At 63.5% G+C, this 18,618-nt stretch carries 17 protein-coding genes; 7 read left to right on the forward strand and 10 right to left on the reverse strand.

The genetic code is table 11. The features are described from left to right. Positions 1 to 19 precede the first annotated feature (19 nt). From tnpC to MEBOL_RS28200, 5 genes are all read right to left on the reverse strand, one after another. Positions 20 to 1,519, reverse strand: coding sequence for an IS66 family transposase (tnpC, locus tag MEBOL_RS28180; protein WP_157775555.1), 1,500 nt, complete (start codon positions 1,517 to 1,519; stop codon positions 20 to 22). A 33-nt stretch (positions 1,520 to 1,552) separates the two neighbouring features. Continuing rightward, positions 1,553 to 1,975 carry an IS66 family insertion sequence element accessory protein TnpB gene (gene tnpB / locus MEBOL_RS28185; RefSeq protein WP_095980346.1) on the reverse strand — a complete coding sequence of 141 codons (423 nt, stop codon included), beginning with the start codon at positions 1,973 to 1,975 and terminating at the stop codon, positions 1,553 to 1,555. A gap of 63 nt (positions 1,976 to 2,038) precedes the next feature. Beyond that, positions 2,039 to 3,352 carry an IS4 family transposase gene (locus MEBOL_RS28190; RefSeq protein ID WP_095980347.1) on the reverse strand — a complete coding sequence of 438 codons (1,314 nt, stop codon included), beginning with the start codon at positions 3,350 to 3,352 and terminating at the stop codon, positions 2,039 to 2,041. Between the two features lie 212 nt (positions 3,353 to 3,564). After that, positions 3,565 to 4,767: an ISAs1 family transposase gene (locus tag MEBOL_RS28195; RefSeq protein WP_245920009.1), complete on the reverse strand. Its 1,203-nt coding sequence runs from the start codon at positions 4,765 to 4,767 to the stop codon at positions 3,565 to 3,567. A 532-nt stretch (positions 4,768 to 5,299) separates the two neighbouring features. Beyond that, positions 5,300 to 5,698: a transposase gene (locus tag MEBOL_RS28200; RefSeq protein ID WP_095980348.1), complete on the reverse strand. Its 399-nt coding sequence runs from the start codon at positions 5,696 to 5,698 to the stop codon at positions 5,300 to 5,302. Positions 5,699 to 5,814: 116 nt separating this feature from the next. Here MEBOL_RS28200 and MEBOL_RS28205 point away from each other — a divergent pair, with 116 nt between their 5' ends. Continuing rightward, positions 5,815 to 6,204 (forward strand): DUF2381 family protein, encoded by a 390-nt coding sequence (locus MEBOL_RS28205; protein WP_157775561.1) that lies wholly within the window; start codon positions 5,815 to 5,817, stop codon positions 6,202 to 6,204. Between the two features lie 47 nt (positions 6,205 to 6,251). On the opposite strand, the gene MEBOL_RS28210 is transcribed toward MEBOL_RS28205, so the two are convergent. Then, complete coding sequence (locus MEBOL_RS28210; RefSeq protein ID WP_095980350.1) at positions 6,252 to 6,881, reverse strand: ankyrin repeat domain-containing protein; 630 nt, start codon at positions 6,879 to 6,881, stop codon at positions 6,252 to 6,254. 3 nt (positions 6,882 to 6,884) lie between these two features. Further along, entirely contained in the window at positions 6,885 to 7,919 is a 1,035-nt protein-coding gene (locus tag MEBOL_RS28215; RefSeq protein WP_157775564.1) for a hypothetical protein, read from the reverse strand. A 387-nt stretch (positions 7,920 to 8,306) separates the two neighbouring features. On the opposite strand from MEBOL_RS28215, the gene MEBOL_RS28220 reads away from it, so the two are divergent. Continuing rightward, on the forward strand, positions 8,307 to 9,620 hold the full coding sequence (locus MEBOL_RS28220) for an IS4 family transposase (RefSeq protein WP_095982608.1): 1,314 nt from the start codon (positions 8,307 to 8,309) through the stop codon (positions 9,618 to 9,620). Between the two features lie 420 nt (positions 9,621 to 10,040). On the opposite strand, the gene MEBOL_RS41420 is transcribed toward MEBOL_RS28220, so the two are convergent. Together MEBOL_RS41420 and MEBOL_RS28225 are read right to left on the reverse strand one after the other, a co-directional pair. Continuing rightward, positions 10,041 to 10,748, reverse strand: a complete 708-nt coding sequence (locus MEBOL_RS41420) for a hypothetical protein (RefSeq protein WP_157775566.1) — start codon at positions 10,746 to 10,748, stop codon at positions 10,041 to 10,043. Between the two features lie 495 nt (positions 10,749 to 11,243). Then, a complete protein-coding gene (locus MEBOL_RS28225) occupies positions 11,244 to 12,557 on the reverse strand; it encodes an IS4 family transposase (protein WP_095982608.1) in 1,314 nt (437 codons plus the stop codon). 235 nt (positions 12,558 to 12,792) lie between these two features. Here MEBOL_RS28225 and MEBOL_RS28230 point away from each other — a divergent pair, with 235 nt between their 5' ends. From MEBOL_RS28230 to MEBOL_RS28245, 5 genes are all read left to right on the forward strand, one after another. Beyond that, a complete protein-coding gene (locus MEBOL_RS28230) occupies positions 12,793 to 14,043 on the forward strand; it encodes an IS701 family transposase (protein WP_245918919.1) in 1,251 nt (416 codons plus the stop codon). A gap of 8 nt (positions 14,044 to 14,051) precedes the next feature. Next, positions 14,052 to 14,192 carry a hypothetical protein gene (locus MEBOL_RS41995; RefSeq protein WP_170115460.1) on the forward strand — a complete coding sequence of 47 codons (141 nt, stop codon included), beginning with the start codon at positions 14,052 to 14,054 and terminating at the stop codon, positions 14,190 to 14,192. Between the two features lie 1,393 nt (positions 14,193 to 15,585). After that, on the forward strand, positions 15,586 to 16,881 hold the full coding sequence (locus tag MEBOL_RS28235) for an aminotransferase-like domain-containing protein (RefSeq protein ID WP_218920822.1): 1,296 nt from the start codon (positions 15,586 to 15,588) through the stop codon (positions 16,879 to 16,881). Then, on the forward strand, positions 16,878 to 17,171 hold the full coding sequence (locus MEBOL_RS28240; RefSeq protein ID WP_095980353.1) for a Dabb family protein: 294 nt from the start codon (positions 16,878 to 16,880) through the stop codon (positions 17,169 to 17,171). Before MEBOL_RS28235 ends, MEBOL_RS28240 begins: the two co-directional genes overlap by 4 nt. A gap of 6 nt (positions 17,172 to 17,177) precedes the next feature. Further along, a complete protein-coding gene (locus MEBOL_RS28245) occupies positions 17,178 to 17,750 on the forward strand; it encodes a prephenate dehydratase domain-containing protein (RefSeq protein ID WP_095980354.1) in 573 nt (190 codons plus the stop codon). Between the two features lie 15 nt (positions 17,751 to 17,765). On the opposite strand, the gene MEBOL_RS28250 is transcribed toward MEBOL_RS28245, so the two are convergent. After that, positions 17,766 to 18,584 carry a glycosyltransferase family 2 protein gene (locus MEBOL_RS28250; RefSeq protein ID WP_095980355.1) on the reverse strand — a complete coding sequence of 273 codons (819 nt, stop codon included), beginning with the start codon at positions 18,582 to 18,584 and terminating at the stop codon, positions 17,766 to 17,768. Positions 18,585 to 18,618: the final 34 nt, after the last annotated feature.

Raw genomic sequence — 18,618 nt, forward strand, 5'->3', positions numbered from 1 at the left:
GAAACAAAGCGCGGCGGCGTCAGTCGAGGCTGGAGGGGAGCGTGACGGTGCCGGGGTTGTCGATGGCGGCGAGCGCGGCGCGCAGCAGGTAGCGCCCCGGGTCCTCACCGCACAGGCGGGCCGTCTCAATCAGCGAGTAGAAGAGGGCCGCCACCTCGGTACCGCGCAGGGACTTGGAGCCGTAGTGATTCTTGCGGCCCAGCACCAGGTCTCGCAGCTGGCGCTCCACCAGGTTGTTGTCCAGGGGCACCCAGGGGTTGGAGAGGAAGACGGTGAGCCCGCTCCACAGCGCCAGCATGTACTCGAGGGCCTTGCGCAGGCCGCTGCCCGGCAGCGCGCGCTGAGCCAGTGCCCACTCACGGATGGCCGCCACCAGCGGGACGGACTGCTCCCGCCGCACCAGCAGACGGAGCGCGAGCGCCGCGGTCTGTTGTGCTCCCTCCAGCGCATGCGGGTCGGGCAGGCCCGCCTCAATGGCATACAACTGGCCAATGAGGCTCAGCACCTGGGCGCACGCGGGGGCCACCTGCTCGGCCTCCACGAATTTGCGCCGCACGTGGGCCCAACAAAACACCAGGCTACAGGAGGCCGGCCCATCGGCCCCCGGTTTCGTCGCCGTCTGGTAGGCCGCGTAGCCATCCACCATGGCGACGCCCTGGTAGTTGCCCAGTACCTGCCGAGCCGTGGCCCCGGAACGGCTGGGGAGAATGCGGTGGTGCACCGCGCGGGGACTGGCCACCGTCCATGCGTACCATTTCTTCCCCGGGCCCTTGTCCAGCAGGTGCCAGTGCGTCTCATCCGCGTGGATGAGGGGGGAAGCGAAGACGACGGTGAGCAGTGCCTCGTAGCTGGGCTGGAGGTGGCGGGCCAGGGCGGACAGTGGTTTCAACAGCGTCTGGGTGTCCACCACCAGGCCCTCGCGCCGGTACATGCGCTCCTGGCGCGCCAGCGGCAGGTGAAAGGCATACTTCTGCAAGGCCACGTGCACGGCGAAATCCACCGCGTAGCGGCCGCCCGGAATGAGGCGCGGCGCGGCGGGAGCCGTGACGGGTGCACACCCCTCCGGGCAGCGGTACTTCTGTCGCCGGTAGCGCTTGAGGACGAAGTGGCGCTCCACCACGCTCACCTCCTCGCTGTCCTCCGTCTGCCCTCGCCACTCCTGGAGGGTGCCGCCGCACAGGCCGCACACCTTGTCCGCCTCGTCCAAGGGCAGCAGCACCTCTTGCACGGGCAGCTCCGGCTGTGCACGCGGCCCATGTCCCCGCTGCTGGCGCTCGCGCGCGGCGGGCTCCTCCTGCTGCGCGCTCGGGCGCTTCTCGCTGGAGGCTCCGAAGAGGCGCTGCTGCATGCGCGCCAACTGCTCCTTGAGCTGGGTGAGCTCCAGTTGCAGCCGCGCCTGGGCGTCCTCCCCCTTGAGCCGCGCATTCTCTTGCACCAGCGCCTCCAGACGTTGGTGCAGTCGCGCGTTCTCCGCCTCGAGCAGCGCCGCCATCTGCTTCGCCGTCTCCAAGTCCTTCACTTGCCCGAGGGGAACCATACTTCTGCGGTAGTGCTACACGGCCGCCTCCACCGCAAGCTCTTTCTCCTCGAAGGCTGGCGGTGACAGCTTCCACCTCCCCGCCAATTCGCACCCCTCCAGAAACAGCGACAGCTCCGCCACCGTCATCTCCACGCTCACCGCTCCGGCCTGGGCCCACGGCCGCGCGAAGCGTCCCTTGAAGAGGCGTTTGGTGAGCAGCACCAGCCCCGTGCCGTCGAAGTAGAGCACCTTGGCCCGCTGGCGACACCGCCCCACGAAGAGGAAGACGTCGCCCTTGAGCAACTGCCCGCCCAGCTGCTGCTCCACCAGCGCGCTCAGCCCATCAAACCCACCCCTTTCAAGGTCGAATAGTGGCTCGCCACCTTTATGGTTTAGACAGGGCGGATGAGGGCGCATCAGTGAAGCTGGGCAGACCATCAGACATAGCCATGCCATGAAGCGCCCGGCGCTGCGGTGCTACTGGTCTCTTGCCTGCCTTGGTTGGCCTCCGTCTGCTGTTCAGGAGATTTTCTCGCCCTTGAGCACACGTGCTGTTGCCACATGCTTGCGCGCCACCTCTCCCGGTACATAGCCTTTCTTCACCTTCTTCTTGGCGGCGCGGGGATGTTTGCACAATGTGGAAGGCTTCACCTTCTTCGCTAGCTCCAGCAGGAGCTCACTCAACTGCTCCGCGCTCCGTACTTCCTGTCCGCTCCAGTCCTCCGGCTCCACCACCATCATCATTCCTCCGTAAGCGAACTTCACTTCGGCGGCAATGTAATAGGTGGACACCTGCATATTGGCAGCCTCCAGGTCATGGCTGGCTTCCACCGCGGTTTTCACCACCGACAACACATTGTAGGCCAGTACCGCCACCCCAAAGGCCAGCAGCGCCGCTCGTGGTCTCCCCAAACTCCGCACCTCGCTCTCGAGCACGGCCTCCAACTCTCCAAACATCCCTTCAATCGTCCAGCGCTTCCTGTACAGCTGCGCTACCTCCACGGCGCTCAGTTTCTCCTCGGGCACGTTCGTGAGCAGCCGAATGGCTGTTTCCCCGTCTTCTGTTGGCTCCTCCAACTCCACTTCAATCCGTCTCAACTCCAACGGCTCTTCCCCCTCCACTCGCACTGCCTGCTCGTACACACGTCCCGTTGGCCCTCGGCCTACTTCCCTCCGCTCCCCCAGCGCAGTCGGATTGGGCGACACGCCGTGCTCTCGAATGATGAAGGCCGCTCTCTTTTCATGCACCGCGCGCAGAATCCGGCTCGTGGAGAAGTTCCTGTCCGCCAGCCACAATTCTCCCTCCCGCACTCGCTCCAACACCGGCCCCATCAACGCCCGCTCTTGTGCATGCGCGTCTTCAGCCGGCAGCACATCCACCACCAGGCTCAACTCCGGCGCATACACCACCAACGACTGTCCGGGCAGCGCAGCTCCTCGGAATTCTCTCAACGGTTTGAGCCGCTTCTCACTGGCGGGGAGGTGATTGCCATCCAAGACTCGCACCTGGTAACCCGCCGCCCACGGCCCCTGCTTCTTCATGGGCCGCACCACGGGCAACAACCTCTCCGCGCTCCCTTGCACCAGGGCTCGCACCACCTGGGGCTCGGTGTGATTGACTTTGTCGTAGAGCGCCGCCAGCGAGACGGTCAAGTCCGGGTCGGACTGCGCCGCGGCGTGCAGCGACGGTCGCAGTCCCAGCGCCACCACTCCCATCAAATCCACTACCGAGGAGAAGAGCAACTCGCGCGTGTACTGCTGCTCTCGGTTCGCTTCGAATACCTCATCAATCCATTGCGAACTCAGGGCATGCTCAAGCGTGCGGCGCACCATCACCGTGACGGGACTCAGGCTTGATCCAAAGTCCGAGAGGGAAGATTTGAAGAGGGGTGAAGGGAGAACAATCTGTTTCAGGCAAAAGGGGAGCGTTCTTCCAGAGGGCGCTCGCGCGAGGAGCGCCCCGGGGAGGGGAACTGACTGATGACGGACCCACGAAGCCGAGGAGGTGGAGGCAGAGGAGGCCGGAGCCGGGCGCTGGCGGGCGCTCAGGCAAGTACGGCCAGACTCTCCGGCAGCACCGCCAGGCCCAGCAAGCCCTGGTAGAGCACTTCCTGGGTGCGAGCATAAGAAACGAGCCTGCCGTCTTTTGGGGGCAGGTGCGTGCGCACCAGCGCCAGCAGATTGTAGGCCAGCAGCCTCAGCCAACTGAGCACCACGGGCGCCTGCCCACGCAAGCTGGCCGAGCCCGTGTCTTCCTCCAGCACGACGTCCGCCGTCCAGTTGGGCCCATTCTCTATTCCCCAATGCCCTCTCACCAGCGTGAGCATCTGCTCTCCCGACAACTCCCCGCCAGGTACGGACGTTATAAACAGCCGTGTCTCCACCTCGGGCAACTTCCCCTCCCGCTCCCGCGTGCTGCGCACCCACACCCATTGCCTCGCTTCTGGAAACTCTTCTGTCTCGGGCACTCGTGTCGCTCTCAGCTGCCGCTCCACCCACTCGCCCCGCGCCCGCTCTCTCACCGTCACCTGTACGGGTGCTGTCCCCAGCGCCACCCACATCACGTCATGCAAGCGCTGGAAGTTCTCCTTCACGGCGAACACATAATGTTTGCCTGCCTCTCTCACCGCTCTCGCGTTCGCCGCGCTCGTCAGCCCCGCGTCCCCCGTCACGTACTTGAAGTGCTCTCCATACTTCTCCACCACCCGCTTCAGCAGCTTGGGGAAGGCCGTCGCCTCTCCTTGCTTGCCCTCCAGCATCATCTGGTCGAGCACCGGGCACGCTCCGCTGCTGGTGAGCGCCGCTCGCAGCGCGAAGGGGTACCAATACTCTTGCCCCTGCTCGTCTCTCAGTGTGTGACATGGCTCACAGGGCGCTTGTCCTCGCGTGCTCTCCCCCGCCTTGCCGTCAATCGACACCACTCCCGCCGCCATCCTGTCCTGACGCAGCACTCCCCGCTCGAGCGCCGTCCGCACCAACTGCCGCAGCACCTTGTCCAACCCCTCGGGCTTGAGCTCACTGAGCAGTCTATCCAAGGTCGTGTCCGACACCGGTCCGCGCAATCCCACTGGCCCTGTCCCCTCGCGCACCAGGTCCGCACCCAACGCCTCTACCTGTCTCAGCACTCTTCTCCCGGTCGCCAGCCCTTGCACCAGCAGCGACAGCATCGCCCCCAACTCGTGCCTCTTGCCGCGGCTGGCCCTTGGGTCCACTATCTGCTTGAACGTTACTCCCAACCGCGTCAACATCTCCTGCACGGGCGAGGCGTCTTCTCTCTTGTGTCTCCTCGCTTCTCCTTGCTTCTCAGGGGGTGTGGAGGGCCCGCCAGCTCTCCCGCCCCGGTTTTTCTCCCTACCCACTTTCACTCTCCACCGGCCTCAACTGGCCCGCGTCCTGCCTGTTTCGGGCTCGTGCCACGCGATCAGCCCCGCGCTGCTCGCGCCACCTTGTCCCGTCCGCGAGCACCTTACCTCGTCCGTAGGTCCAGGTGGGATAACTTCTCCCGTGGGACTTTGAATCAAGCCTGGTGACGGGACTGCGCTGCGTGAAACGCTCCATGATTGCCTTCAAGGCCACGTTTGTTCCTCCGCGATGGGGCGCGAGGAATTTGCCTCGACCGTCCGACTCCCCGGACCCACTTCCGCCCAGGTGGGCTTTCACCCTCCCACCTGACCGCTAGGGTAGCACCCTCCACATGACCTTGAAAGTGGTGCCCATCAAACCCCTTGCGCATGTCCACCGGCACCGCACTGGCGTACACCCGCACCGCCCGCGTGAGTGTCAGCACGCCACCCTCCGCAGCACTTCCACCGCCTCCTCCACCCCCAGCCCTTCCACCCTCCAGCCCCGCGGCGACACCACCGCCAAGGTCGTGCCCTCTCGCGGCCGCGCGGGCGCCTGCGCCTCGTGCACCACCACTGGCACCAGCCCCGCGGGCCTCGGCTCACCCCCGCGCGCCTTGCCCCCGGGCGTCTGTCCTCGCCTCCATGCCTGCAACGTCGGCTCCGACACCCCTAGCCTCTCCACAACCGACTTGAGCGTCTCTCCCTTCTCCAACGCCTGTGCCAGGTAGCGCACAGCGAACGCCCTCATCGGCTCGGGGAAGGGGCCCGAGCCCTTGGCTCGTCCCGCTCTCAGTCTCTGCGCCTCCTGCCGGAACTGCTCCAACTCCTTCTCCACGTGCACCTCCAGGTTTCTTCCCTGGACGTCTCACGTACCCGCCTCTCTCGTCACGACGGGGTCCGGCGAGCTGTTACGGACTCATGGGGGCCGTGTGGCTGGAGGGGGCCGGGGTCGTGTCGTCTGATAACATTCTCTTGAAGGTGAGGAAGCCGCCAGCCAACGCGCTCGGGCTGGATGAAGCCCGGAGCTACAGCTACATGCCCACGGGCGAGAGTCGCCCGGCAAGCGTGGCTGTTCGGCTGAGCCTTACGAACCCCGGCGCGGAGCCTTGGACGCTGGCAGGGGCGGCGCTGGTGGACGCGGCGGGGGAACAGGTGGAGCTTGCCCGTTGGCCACTGGCGCCCATCCCCGCGAATGGTGCCGGTGCCGTCGTGGTGGGCATCCAGGGGGAGCGCGCGCAGCTCGGCTGCCCCTGCACCCTCAAACTAGGGGAAGCACAGGGGCCGCGCACCTTCACCCTTGAGAACGTCACCTTACCCGAGGGGAAAGCGAAGGGGCCCTGAGTGCGGCCAGCGCGAGCCGTGCCGCAAGGGGTGGAGCGCCCGCCATTCTACGGCATGCGGTCCTTCGCTCCTCCGAGCAGTTCGAACGCGGCGTCCCATGTCTGAGAATCGGATTCAGCGCGCGGCGGCAGACGGTAGTGGGCAGGCAGGCCGTCCTCGTCCGGGGCCCTCGGATCGGCGCCCGCGTCGAGAAGCAGCTTGATCATGGGGAGGTCCAGCCGACGTGCCGCGTGTCCGAGCGCGGTGTATCCGGTCAGCCCGCCCCAGTCGTTGATCGTCCGAGTTGCCCCCGCGCCCAAGAGAAGCAAGGCCATCCTCAGATTGCCCACCTGCGCGCACGTCCGCAGCGGCGTGACTCCTTCACTGCTGCACACGTTGGGCTCAGCCCCCGCCTTCACAAGCGCTTCGACTGCCGCCAGCTCGTTTTCGCAGGCCGCCACCAACAAGGGGGTCTTGTCTCGCTCGACGTCCCATGCGTTGACGTCCGCGCCGTGCTCAAGGAGCGCCAGGAGCACGTCGAGTTCGCCCCCATCGGAGAGTTCGTAGATGGCCACTTGCAGCGGACGCAACCCCGGCGGCTCCGGCTGCGGCTCGTTCGGATCGGCCCCCCCCGCCAGCAGCGCCTTGATCCGGGCCGTATCGTGCTGCTCGATCGCTGCGAAGAGTTCTTTCGACATGATTCACTTCTCCGCCATCGGATGACCAGGGGCACAATTCTTTGCTTCGAGTTTCTTGATATTCGCGATGCCCTGTTCGAATTGGATCATTGTTTTATCGTGTGATTGGTCAGGCTTGCCTCCAAAGCACTCTTTCTGAATCTCCCACCGCTTCTCCAGAACGTTCTTCATCGCTTCAAGACGCAACCGGATCCTGGAGCACGGCACCTTATCCAGCCTTTTTTTGTTCGTCGAGTCGGGCGCCTTCGGATCGAAGGGGGGAATTGACGCGCTGAGCTCATCCTTTTCCGCCTGAAGCTCGTCAAGCCGGCTGTTCTTGCAGGTCTGATCCGCGTGGCGGGGGACCCGGTCGTACTCCTCCTTGCTGGTGTAGGGCTTACCCGTCGCCGGATTGGTCTTTTTCCACCAAGGGGTGGGAGCTGTGACCGCCGCAACCGGGTCCGAATCAACGTCCAGCACGACCTCCTCTGATTCCTGACGCTCAAATTCCTCCATGAGCCGCCGTGACTCCTCCGCTACGTCCAGCAGTCGCGCCTCGTACTCCCGCTGAGCGTCGACCCACTCCGGGCGACGGTCGATCTCCGGCCCGGCGGTGCTGGAGGGGTAGAGCAGGACGAGGCCCACGAGCAACGGGCCCACCCGGGGGAGGAATTCAGCCAGCGTCCTGGCGCGTCCCGCCTGCGCGACACCCTCCGCCCCCCTCACCACCTCGGCGGCGTGCCCGCTCGCTTTCGCGGCGCGCGAGAAGCGCTCGAAGGCCCGTTCCGCTGCGGTGAGCTTGCGGTCCAACTGTTCCCACTGACGCGGCTCGATGTCTTGGCGTGCCCGAGATAGCAGTGCCCTGGCCTTGTCCAAGTCCGCCTTTCCAATCCACGACCGTTCCGGTGTCGGCTCCATCGGCGCGGAAGCAAGCCGGATGCGCGGGCCCGAGGTGGGAGTCGCCGCGAAGGCATGGGGCCGTGGCATCGACTGCGGGGCGGGCGCGCTCGCGCAGGCTGCGGCCAATAGCAGAAGTACAAGGCAGGCTCGGAAACGCATGGGAAGGTCCTCCATTCGAGCTAGGACCTAGCGGGTCCTGGTGGGGTCGCTCGGAGTATGACAGGGCGCCCCGACAGCTACGGACGAGCGCGCCGGGGGCACGGAAGGGGCCAGGGGGCCGCAGCCGCAACTCGGGCCAGGGCGAGCGCGAATGCAGCGGGCAGCCCATGCTCGGGGGCAGTGCAGGCTCTAGGGCGCACCACTTTCAAGGTCATGTGGAGGGTGCTACCCTAGCGGTCAGGTGGGAGGGTGAAAGCCCACCTGGGCGGAAGTGGGTCCGGGGAGCCGGACGGTCGAGGCAAATTCCTCGCGCCCCATCGCGGAGGAACAAACGTGGCCTTGAAGGCAATCATGGAGCGTTTCACGCAGCGCAGTCCCGTCACGGTGATGGTGCGCCGCACGCTTGAGCATGCCCTGAGTTCGCAATGGATTGATGAGGTATTCGAAGCGAACCGAGAGCAGCAGTACACGCGCGAGTTGCTCTTCTCCTCGGTAGTGGATTTGATGGGAGTGGTGGCGCTGGGACTGCGACCGTCGCTGCACGCCGCGGCGCAGTCCGACCCGGACTTGACCGTCTCGCTGGCGGCGCTCTACGACAAAGTCAATCACACCGAGCCCCAGGTGGTGCGAGCCCTGGTGCAAGGGAGCGCGGAGAGGTTGTTGCCCGTGGTGCGGCCCATGAAGAAGCAGGGGCCGTGGGCGGCGGGTTACCAGGTGCGAGTCTTGGATGGCAATCACCTCCCCGCCAGTGAGAAGCGGCTCAAACCGTTGAGAGAATTCCGAGGAGCTGCGCTGCCCGGACAGTCGTTGGTGGTGTATGCGCCGGAGTTGAGCCTGGTGGTGGATGTGCTGCCGGCTGAAGACGCGCATGCACAAGAGCGGGCGTTGATGGGGCCGGTGTTGGAGCGAGTGCGGGAGGGAGAATTGTGGCTGGCGGACAGGAACTTCTCCACGAGCCGGATTCTGCGCGCGGTGCATGAAAAGAGAGCGGCCTTCATCATCCGAGAGCACGGCGTGTCGCCCAATCCGACCGCGCTGGGGGAGCGGAGGGAAGTAGGCCGAGGGCCAACGGGACGTGTGTACGAGCAGGCAGTGCGAGTGGAGGGGGAAGAGCCGTTGGAGTTGAGACGGATTGAAGTGGAGTTGGAGGAGCCAACAGAAGACGGGGAAACAGCCATTCGGCTGCTCACGAACGTGCCCGAGGAGAAACTGAGCGCCGTGGAGGTAGCGCAGCTGTACAGGAAGCGCTGGACGATTGAAGGGATGTTTGGAGAGTTGGAGGCCGTGCTCGAGAGCGAGGTGCGGAGTTTGGGGAGACCACGAGCGGCGCTGCTGGCCTTTGGGGTGGCGGTACTGGCCTACAATGTGTTGTCGGTGGTGAAAACCGCGGTGGAAGCCAGCCATGACCTGGAGGCTGCCAATATGCAGGTGTCCACCTTTTACATTGCCGCCGAAGTGAAGTTCGCTTACGGAGGAATGATGATGGTGGTGGAGCCGGAGGACTGGAGCGGACAGGAAGTACGGAGCGCGGAGCAGTTGAGTGAGCTCCTGCTGGAGCTAGCGAAGAAGGTGAAGCCTTCCACATTGCGCAAACATCCCCGCGCCGCCAAGAAGAAGGTGAAGAAAGGCTATGTACCGGGAGAGGTGGCGCGCAAGCATGTGGCAACAGCACGTGTGCTCAAGGGCGAGAAAATCTCCTGAACAGCAGACGGAGGCCAACCAAGGCAGGCAAGAGACCAGTAGCACCGCAGCGCCGGGCGCTTCATGGCATGGCTATGTCTGATGGTCTGCCCAGCTTCACTGATGCGCCCTCATCCGCCCTGTCTAAACCATAAAGGTGGCGAGCCACTATTCGACCTTGAAAGGGGTGGCATCTAGGCCGCTCGCGCCTCAACTGGCGTCCCTGTCATGGCTCCAGTTGAAACCTCGCAGCAGCTGAGGGTGTTGAGCTAGTGCGACCAACCACGCGAGTCAGTGTCTACCCAGCGGACGAGCAGGAACACGACGCTTGCGAAGACCCCACGGAAGTAGCCTGCCTGCTCGCTCCTGCTCAACGCCCTCTGATTCGAGATCGGAATGCCGTTCTGACTTCGAGGGAAGTGGCGACTGGCATTGGGAATATCAAGCTTCATTGAGCATACACCAACACGATGGATGCACGGCATCTACTACTGGCACCCCATCGAGTCGGGTCAACTCGGTTTGTACATGATGGCGCAGATTGGCTGTGCAGGCGTTGACTATCAGGAGTGGATTATATTTTCGCACTCGGGAGATGAAGTCTTCGCGCGCAGGGTATAGCCCTTCCTCGCCATGGGGGTCGTCCTCATGGTGATTCCATATGTGCTCCCAAACGTTGTCACGAACGGTTTTGAGTAGGTCTTGCGGCTCTTCATTTTGGGGGAATACGTAGTAATCCGCGAGCGACGCTTGCCATTGAATAGGATTGCATATTACAATGTCTGCCTGCTGTCTGGGCAAGTGAAACCCGCAGAGCAACGCAACATTCCGCATCAATTTCTCTCGTGACCTCACCAATGGTTGGCGACGTTCGTATTCTTCCTTGTGCGGCGATTCCACCACAACCACCACGCTACTTTCTGATTCAGGTGGCTGCTGATTGCGTTCTTCCAGAATTAATTGCCCAGGATGAAAGCGGCCAACCGTCATATCGTCAACCCGCTTATCAAAACCAAAATGCTCGGCGCCAAATACTTTGATTTTTCTGCGACGCTGAACGTATTTCCAGGACGCAGCCCTTGCCCTTAAGTCTGCCAAACGAGTTTCAACACCATTTGTAAACTCGACTGTGATCTTGATCGTGATCAAGCGTCTATTCTCCTGTATGCAGTTCCGAGGCTAGCGAGAGTGCTGCAGCCCTTGCGGACCTTCTAGCTAGCGCACCCGCTTGGCGCCTAGTACTACAGTTGTAGTTCCCAGACAGTCAAAGGAGTGCCGTTTCCCCCTGTGGCTGCGACCACCGCCCTTCCTCCGTCTTCCGTGGGCCCCGCGCTCGTCCTTCTCCACTGAGATAGCGCAGCCCCGGGTCCGCGCAACTGCGGAGGTGGGATAGCGGGCTCCACTTGTCTGGTGGGGAGCCAGGAGAGAAAGCGAAACGCAGGAGAAGGTGACGCCGGAGGTGGCGTGGTTACAACCACCCCTTTCAAGGTCGAATAGTGGCTCGCCACCTTTATGGTTTAGACAGGGCGGATGAGGGCGCATCAGTGAAGCTGGGCAGACCATCAGACATAGCCATGCCATGAAGCGCCCGGCGCTGCGGTGCTACTGGTCTCTTGCCTGCCTTGGTTGGCCTCCGTCTGCTGTTCAGGAGATTTTCTCGCCCTTGAGCACACGTGCTGTTGCCACATGCTTGCGCGCCACCTCTCCCGGTACATAGCCTTTCTTCACCTTCTTCTTGGCGGCGCGGGGATGTTTGCGCAATGTGGAAGGCTTCACCTTCTTCGCTAGCTCCAGCAGGAGCTCACTCAACTGCTCCGCGCTCCGTACTTCCTGTCCGCTCCAGTCCTCCGGCTCCACCACCATCATCATTCCTCCGTAAGCGAACTTCACTTCGGCGGCAATGTAAAAGGTGGACACCTGCATATTGGCAGCCTCCAGGTCATGGCTGGCTTCCACCGCGGTTTTCACCACCGACAACACATTGTAGGCCAGTACCGCCACCCCAAAGGCCAGCAGCGCCGCTCGTGGTCTCCCCAAACTCCGCACCTCGCTCTCGAGCACGGCCTCCAACTCTCCAAACATCCCTTCAATCGTCCAGCGCTTCCTGTACAGCTGCGCTACCTCCACGGCGCTCAGTTTCTCCTCGGGCACGTTCGTGAGCAGCCGAATGGCTGTTTCCCCGTCTTCTGTTGGCTCCTCCAACTCCACTTCAATCCGTCTCAACTCCAACGGCTCTTCCCCCTCCACTCGCACTGCCTGCTCGTACACACGTCCCGTTGGCCCTCGGCCTACTTCCCTCCGCTCCCCCAGCGCGGTCGGATTGGGCGACACGCCGTGCTCTCGGATGATGAAGGCCGCTCTCTTTTCATGCACCGCGCGCAGAATCCGGCTCGTGGAGAAGTTCCTGTCCGCCAGCCACAATTCTCCCTCCCGCACTCGCTCCAACACCGGCCCCATCAACGCCCGCTCTTGTGCATGCGCGTCTTCAGCCGGCAGCACATCCACCACCAGGCTCAACTCCGGCGCATACACCACCAACGACTGTCCGGGCAGCGCAGCTCCTCGGAATTCTCTCAACGGTTTGAGCCGCTTCTCACTGGCGGGGAGGTGATTGCCATCCAAGACTCGCACCTGGTAACCCGCCGCCCACGGCCCCTGCTTCTTCATGGGCCGCACCACGGGCAACAACCTCTCCGCGCTCCCTTGCACCAGGGCTCGCACCACCTGGGGCTCGGTGTGATTGACTTTGTCGTAGAGCGCCGCCAGCGAGACGGTCAAGTCCGGGTCGGACTGCGCCGCGGCGTGCAGCGACGGTCGCAGTCCCAGCGCCACCACTCCCATCAAATCCACTACCGAGGAGAAGAGCAACTCGCGCGTGTACTGCTGCTCTCGGTTCGCTTCGAATACCTCATCAATCCATTGCGAACTCAGGGCATGCTCAAGCGTGCGGCGCACCATCACCGTGACGGGACTGCGCTGCGTGAAACGCTCCATGATTGCCTTCAAGGCCACGTTTGTTCCTCCGCGATGGGGCGCGAGGAATTTGCCTCGACCGTCCGGCTCCCCGGACCCACTTCCGCCCAGGTGGGCTTTCACCCTCCCACCTGACCGCTAGGGTAGCACCCTCCACATGACCTTGAAAGTGGTGGTGGTTACAACCCATGGGAGAAGTCACCTTTACCTGGGGGCGGTCATGTCCAGCAGCGCCATCGTCTCGGACAACAACGAAGCGGTGCTCGTCCAGAAATGGGAGCAGGAGTGGCGCCGCGTGCGGGAGTGGGTGGAGCCCCACTTCGCACGTCCGGAGACACGTGCCTCGGCGGAGGCCCTGTTGCAGGGGTTGCTGGCCCGAGTCGAGCGTAAGAATGCCTGGGGCTTGAGCGAGGAGGTGGGCAGGGCGACGCCCTACGCCTTTCAACATCTGCTCAACGGGGCGCACTGGGACGAGGACGCGCTGCGGGATGACGTGTTGACGTATGCCCGCGAGCGACTGGGCGAGGGGGGCGTCTTGTCCATGGATGAGACAGGCTTCTTGAAGAAGGGGGACAAGTCCGCGGGAGTGGCCCGGCAGTATAGTGGCACGGCGGGCCGCATTGAGAATTGCCAGATAGGCGTCTTCCTGGCCTACGTCACCGAGAAGGGACACTGCCTGGTGGACCGCGAACTGTACCTGCCCGAGCACTGGCTGGAGGACCCGGACCGATGTCGTCAGGCGGGAATTCCACGGCGGGTGCGATTCCAGACGAAACCCGAGCTAGCGCGAGCCATGCTCCAGCGGGCCTTCGACGCGGGACTCCGTCCCGAGTGGACGGTGGGAGATGAGGTGTATGGCCGGGATGGAGAGTTGCGACGGTTTTTGGAGAGCCAGTCGCAACGGTATGTCCTGGCGGTGGCTTCCAATACCTACGCCTGGCGCGGGGTGGAGCAGGTGACGGCGGGACAAGTCTTGAAAGAGGTGAAGAGGCGAGAATGGACGAGGCTGTCGGCGGGGGCGGGAGCCAAGGGACCGCGTGGGTATGATTGGGCGCGAGTCCGAGTCAATTCGCATGAGGGGACCCAGGCGCGGTGGTTTCTCTTCCGTCGAAGCGTGTCGGATGAGAGCGAGGTGAGCTTTTATCTGGTGCATGCACCGGCCACGACGTCACTGGCCGCCATGGTGGAAGCGGCCGGCAAGCGCTGGCCGGTGGAGGAATGTTTCGAGTCGGCCAAGGGAGAGGTGGGACTGGACGACTATGAGGTGAGGAAATGGCGAGGGTGGTACCGCCACATGACGTTGTGCCTGGTCGCACATGCATTCCTGGCGGCCGCGCGAGTCATGGCCAACGAATCCGAGGAGGAGCAACCCGTCCCAAAACGCCTGGGCCCGCCGCATCGAAGCAGTCGCATGGGAGCGTTTCGACGGCGGCGAGGCCTGTCCTCATCCGCTTCAGTGTTCAGGAAGTGAGACGTCTGATGTGGAAACTCGCGCGTTGGGTGGTGCGGCCCGCGCTGGACTTCATCCTGCGCTGGAGCCGCTGGCGGCGCCACCATCAAGCCGTCGCCAAACTCTGCCACTACCGCCGCAGAGCGCCCAATATCCACGTCCAACTGTAGTACTAGGAGGAAAATGTTTAGTTCATAAGCCTTCGACGTCCGTTGGCTTTTTCCTGTGATCGTTAGAGCGGCATCGTTCTCGTCAAATTTGATGTTCACGCCAGGAAGTCGGCTTGGGTAGTCAGCATGCCGATTCAATCCGTCGAAGGCAGCGAGGCTGACTCTCGAATTGTTTTCATCAAATGAGAACTCCACTTCGTAATCTGATTTTTCAGTTGTTGCTCTAATTCCCTTGCCCTCAGAATACGAGACGCGACACAGCCAAGTACTGAGCCTGTCAGGGATTCGCCCTCCCTCCTAAAGAGATTTCATTGCTTCGTTCAATGCATAGAGGTTGTCTGAGAAACTCACGAGGCTCTCATTTCCATTAGTGACATTTCCCGGTAGGCCCTTCCAGAGGATCGGCGCCTGCCAGGAACGGGGCCTAGCGTAACACATTGTTAAGAGCCGGTTCCGGGAGGAGGCCGATTTGGCTCTTTGCCCGAGGGGCGACCAGCCAGGAATGAGCCCTACCAGCTGTGCTTTCTTGCTGGGCAGTTAACCACAAGCTCTAGGTTTTGAGGAGAGACGACTTGATGTACCTACCTTTAGGGTCTTGTTCGCGTTCTCCTGCATCCAGATCCAGTCCCTTCGTGCGCCTGTTCGCCCAGTAGGCGGGTTACGGGGCGGTTCTTCGCGCGAGCCTGGGCTTTGCTAGGTGCACGACAGTGCATGGATCCACCATGTGCCGGGCGAGTATCGGCCCGGCACTTTCCCTGTCGCGCCGTAGGTGGCGAGCCGGTTTTTATGATGGTCCGCCATGTTGCACGTATGTCGCAGGAGCCTGCGGAATGACCTGGAACGAGGCGGGATAGGAGGGGACGCGGCGGGATGACGAGTCCCAAGCATTCCGGGCGGTTGCGAGGTAAGGGCGCGATTCTGCTGGGAGTTTCGCACCGCCCGGCGCGGGTTCGATTCCCGCCGCCTCCAAATCGAGAAGCTGAAGCAGTTCGCCGTCCCCCGAGGACGAGGCGCGGATGAGAGAGCCGGAGCCGAGGACGCGGGCGGCAATCTCTGGGTGGCGGGAGGGGAAGAAGGCCTGTTCTGCCGCAGCTCGGGGCGGCCACCTTCGAGCGCTTCACCCTGGAAGTACCTCGTGGCGTTCGGCCGGGACGAGTACGGCCATGACGGCGTCGTGGGCATCTACCAGGTGAATAGCGAACCGTCGCCGCGAATTCGGAGGACCTGACGTAACCGTTCACCGGGTTGATTCGTCCATACGGGCATGAACAGCCCCGGGGATGGCGAGCCTGAAGAACGAGGTGAAGGTGCTCACTCGTCATTACACACGAAATCCATTCCGCCCGACATCGCGCGATGGCATTTCCCGACTCCTGCTGGAGATTGTGCCGTCATGCTCGAATTGCCTTTGGAGACACTGCACGGGGCACTGGTCGACCCTGTGCTGTTGTCAATGAATCTGTTGAATGACATCGCGACCCACCATCCGAATGCCATTTCATTCGCCGCGGGCAGACCCTTCGAGGAGCTGTTCCAGGTAAACCAGTTGCACGAATACCTGGACGCCTTCGTCGCCTACCTGTCCAACGATCTCGGGCAGAACGCCGCGCAGGTGCGGCGCACCTTGTTCCAGTATGGACGGACCAAGGGCGTCATGCACCACCTGGTCGCGAAGTATCTCGAGGTCGACGAGGGCATCCGGGTCGATCCGGAGTCCATCGTGGTGACGGTGGGCGCCCAGGAGGCGATGTTCCTGGTGCTCAGGGCCTTGCGGACCGATGAGCGAGACGCTGTGCTGGCCGTGATGCCGGCTTACTTCGGGCTCACTGGCGCGGCGCGGCTGCTCGACATGCCCGTGGTCCCGGTCGCCAGCGGCCCCACCGGCATCGATCTCGACGATCTGGGGCGCCAGTTGACCGCCACGCGGAAGCGGGGCCTGCGGACGCGAGCGTTGTACCTGGTTCCGGATTTCTCCAACCCGACCGGTGTCAGCCTGGATCTGACCACCCGGAGGCGGTTGCTCGACATCGCCGCGGAGCATGAACTGTTGTTGATCGAGGACGATGCCTACGGCCTGTTCCACGCCGCTCCCGGTGAGAGGACGCCCACGCTCAAGGCGCTCGACACCGAGCGGGTCGTGCTCCACATCGGATCGTTCGCCAAGACGGGACTGCCCGGTGCGCGTGTGGGTTTCGTCGTCGCCGACCAGCCAGTGACACGGCAGGGCGCCGTGGTGGGGCCGCTCGCCGATCAACTGTCGTTGATCAAGAGCAATGTCACGCTCAACACCTCACCGGTCGCGCAGGCGATTGTCGGAGGGAAGCTGTTGCGCAACGGGCACAGCATGCTCGCCGCCAACAAACGCGAGATCGAGATCTATCGCCGCAACCTCCAGCAAGTGCTCTCCGGACTCGCCAGGCGCTTCCCCGCGGGCGGACCGGTCAGTTGGAACACGCCGGGCGGCGGGTTCTTCATCGTGGTGACGGTGCCCTTTCCGGTGGATGACAAGTCCTTGGAACGCTCGGCACGCGAACACGGCGTGATCTGGACGCCGATGCACCACTTCTACGCGAACCTGGACCACTCCCAACAGCTCCGGCTGTCCTTCAGCCTGCTCACTCCGGAATTGATCGACGAGGGATTGGAGCGGCTGGCCGGGTTCATCGCCGCGGAGTCCAAGCTGCCATGATCAGACACATCGTGTTGTTCAAGTTCAAGCCGGGAATCACCTGGAGGGATCCCCATGCGCTCGCCGCGGAGCAGTCGTCGCACCAGGTCGGGGAACGGGTGCCAGACCTGCTGCACTGGCATGCGGGTCGCAACATCAGCCCGCGGGATATCGCGCATGACTTCGTGGTGATGGGCCTGCTCCGTGACCAGGAGTCCTTGCAGCGCTATCTGGAGCATCCCTTCCACCAGGAGTCGGCCGCGCGGTGGCGCGAGATCAGCACCTGGGTCATCGCGGACATCGAGGAGTGAGTGGCCATGACGAATCTGGGTTGGGTGAGCCTGTTGGACACGCACACGGCCGACGTGGTGGTAGGGACACTGGGGCCCCCCGGCACCAGCAGCGAACAAGCGGCCCAGCTGCTCCGCTCCAGGCTGGGGCGGGAGTCCCGCACCGAGCTGTTCCAGACGTATGAGCAGGCGCATGAAGCGCTGCGCTCGGGCGCGTTGACCCACGTGGTCGTCGCCAATGCCTACAAGGAAATCCACCGCTTCTACATGGATGACTCGCTCGTGCTGTCGGACGTGTTCGTGATGGACACCCCCCTCTACGGCATCGCGAAGAGGCAAGACCGGGAGGGGCTGTCCGCCATGCCGACCATCGCGAGTCATCCCTCACCCAAGCCGCTGGTGGCCCAGCTCCTCCCCAGCGGATACCGGGTCGGAGAGATCGTCAGCATGGATTCGACCAGCAGCGCCGCGAAGGCCGTCGCCGAGGGCGCCTTCGAGCTGGCCTTGACCACGGAGCCCGCGGCGGCGCTCTATGGCCTGGAGTTCATCTCCCGAAAACGCCCGATCCGAATGGTGTGGTCGGTCTTCATGCGCTCCTGAGGGGCTCGCGCCTTCTCAGGCGCGGGTGTCCCCCGGGACCAGTTCACGCTCACTCTCGGCCACGCCCGAGCCCAATTCCCAGAGGAAGGCATACTTGGCGAAGGCGTGGAACGAGAGCGCCGTGGCGACCGTGAGTCCCCCCATCCCAAAACGGAACAGGCCCTTGAGCAGGTAGAATTTGATGAACGCGCCGGTGGAGTGGGTGCACGCCTTCATCAGCGAGGCGCGGCGCCCAAGCGAGTGAAAGTGCCTCGCACCGCTCTGGGCATAGCTGATCTGCTTGCGCAGCAGGTGGGAGACGGAGTCGTACGAGCGGTGCCTCAGTCCGTGCTTGAGCCGGCCCGCCTTGCCCTCATGGATGGCGGGCACGTGGATCCATTCCGAGTCCGCCCAGCGCACCTTGCCCAATCGAAGCAACCGCTTCTGCGAGGTCCAGAAGTGCACGGGCCGCGGCCAGTGGTCGGGCAGGGTGTTCTTCTGCGGCACGTGATAGGCATCGTGACGAGGGTTCTGGCTCAGCAGTTCACGGATCTCCTCGCCGAGTCCAGGCAGGGCATTCTCATCGGCGTCCACGATGAGCACCCATTGCCCGCGTGCCCGCGAGCACATGGCCCGCCGGTGCGAGGCGAAGGTGTCGAGCTTGCGTTGGAAGGCCCGGACCTTGCCGCCTCGGGACTGGAGGTACTCCCACGTGCCGTCGGTGGAGTGGTCATCGACGACGACGATCTCGTCGCAGAAGTCCAGGGAGTCGAGGCAGTCCTTCAAGGTGCGCAGGCTGTTCTTCGTCATCACCGCCGCGCTGAGAAGGATGCCGGAGTTCTCGGGACCGTTCATGCCGCCCTTTTATCCGTGTCTCGACTCCATGGGG

The organism is Melittangium boletus DSM 14713 (assembly GCF_002305855.1).
GTDB classification, from domain to species: Bacteria; Myxococcota; Myxococcia; order Myxococcales; family Myxococcaceae; genus Cystobacter; species Cystobacter boletus.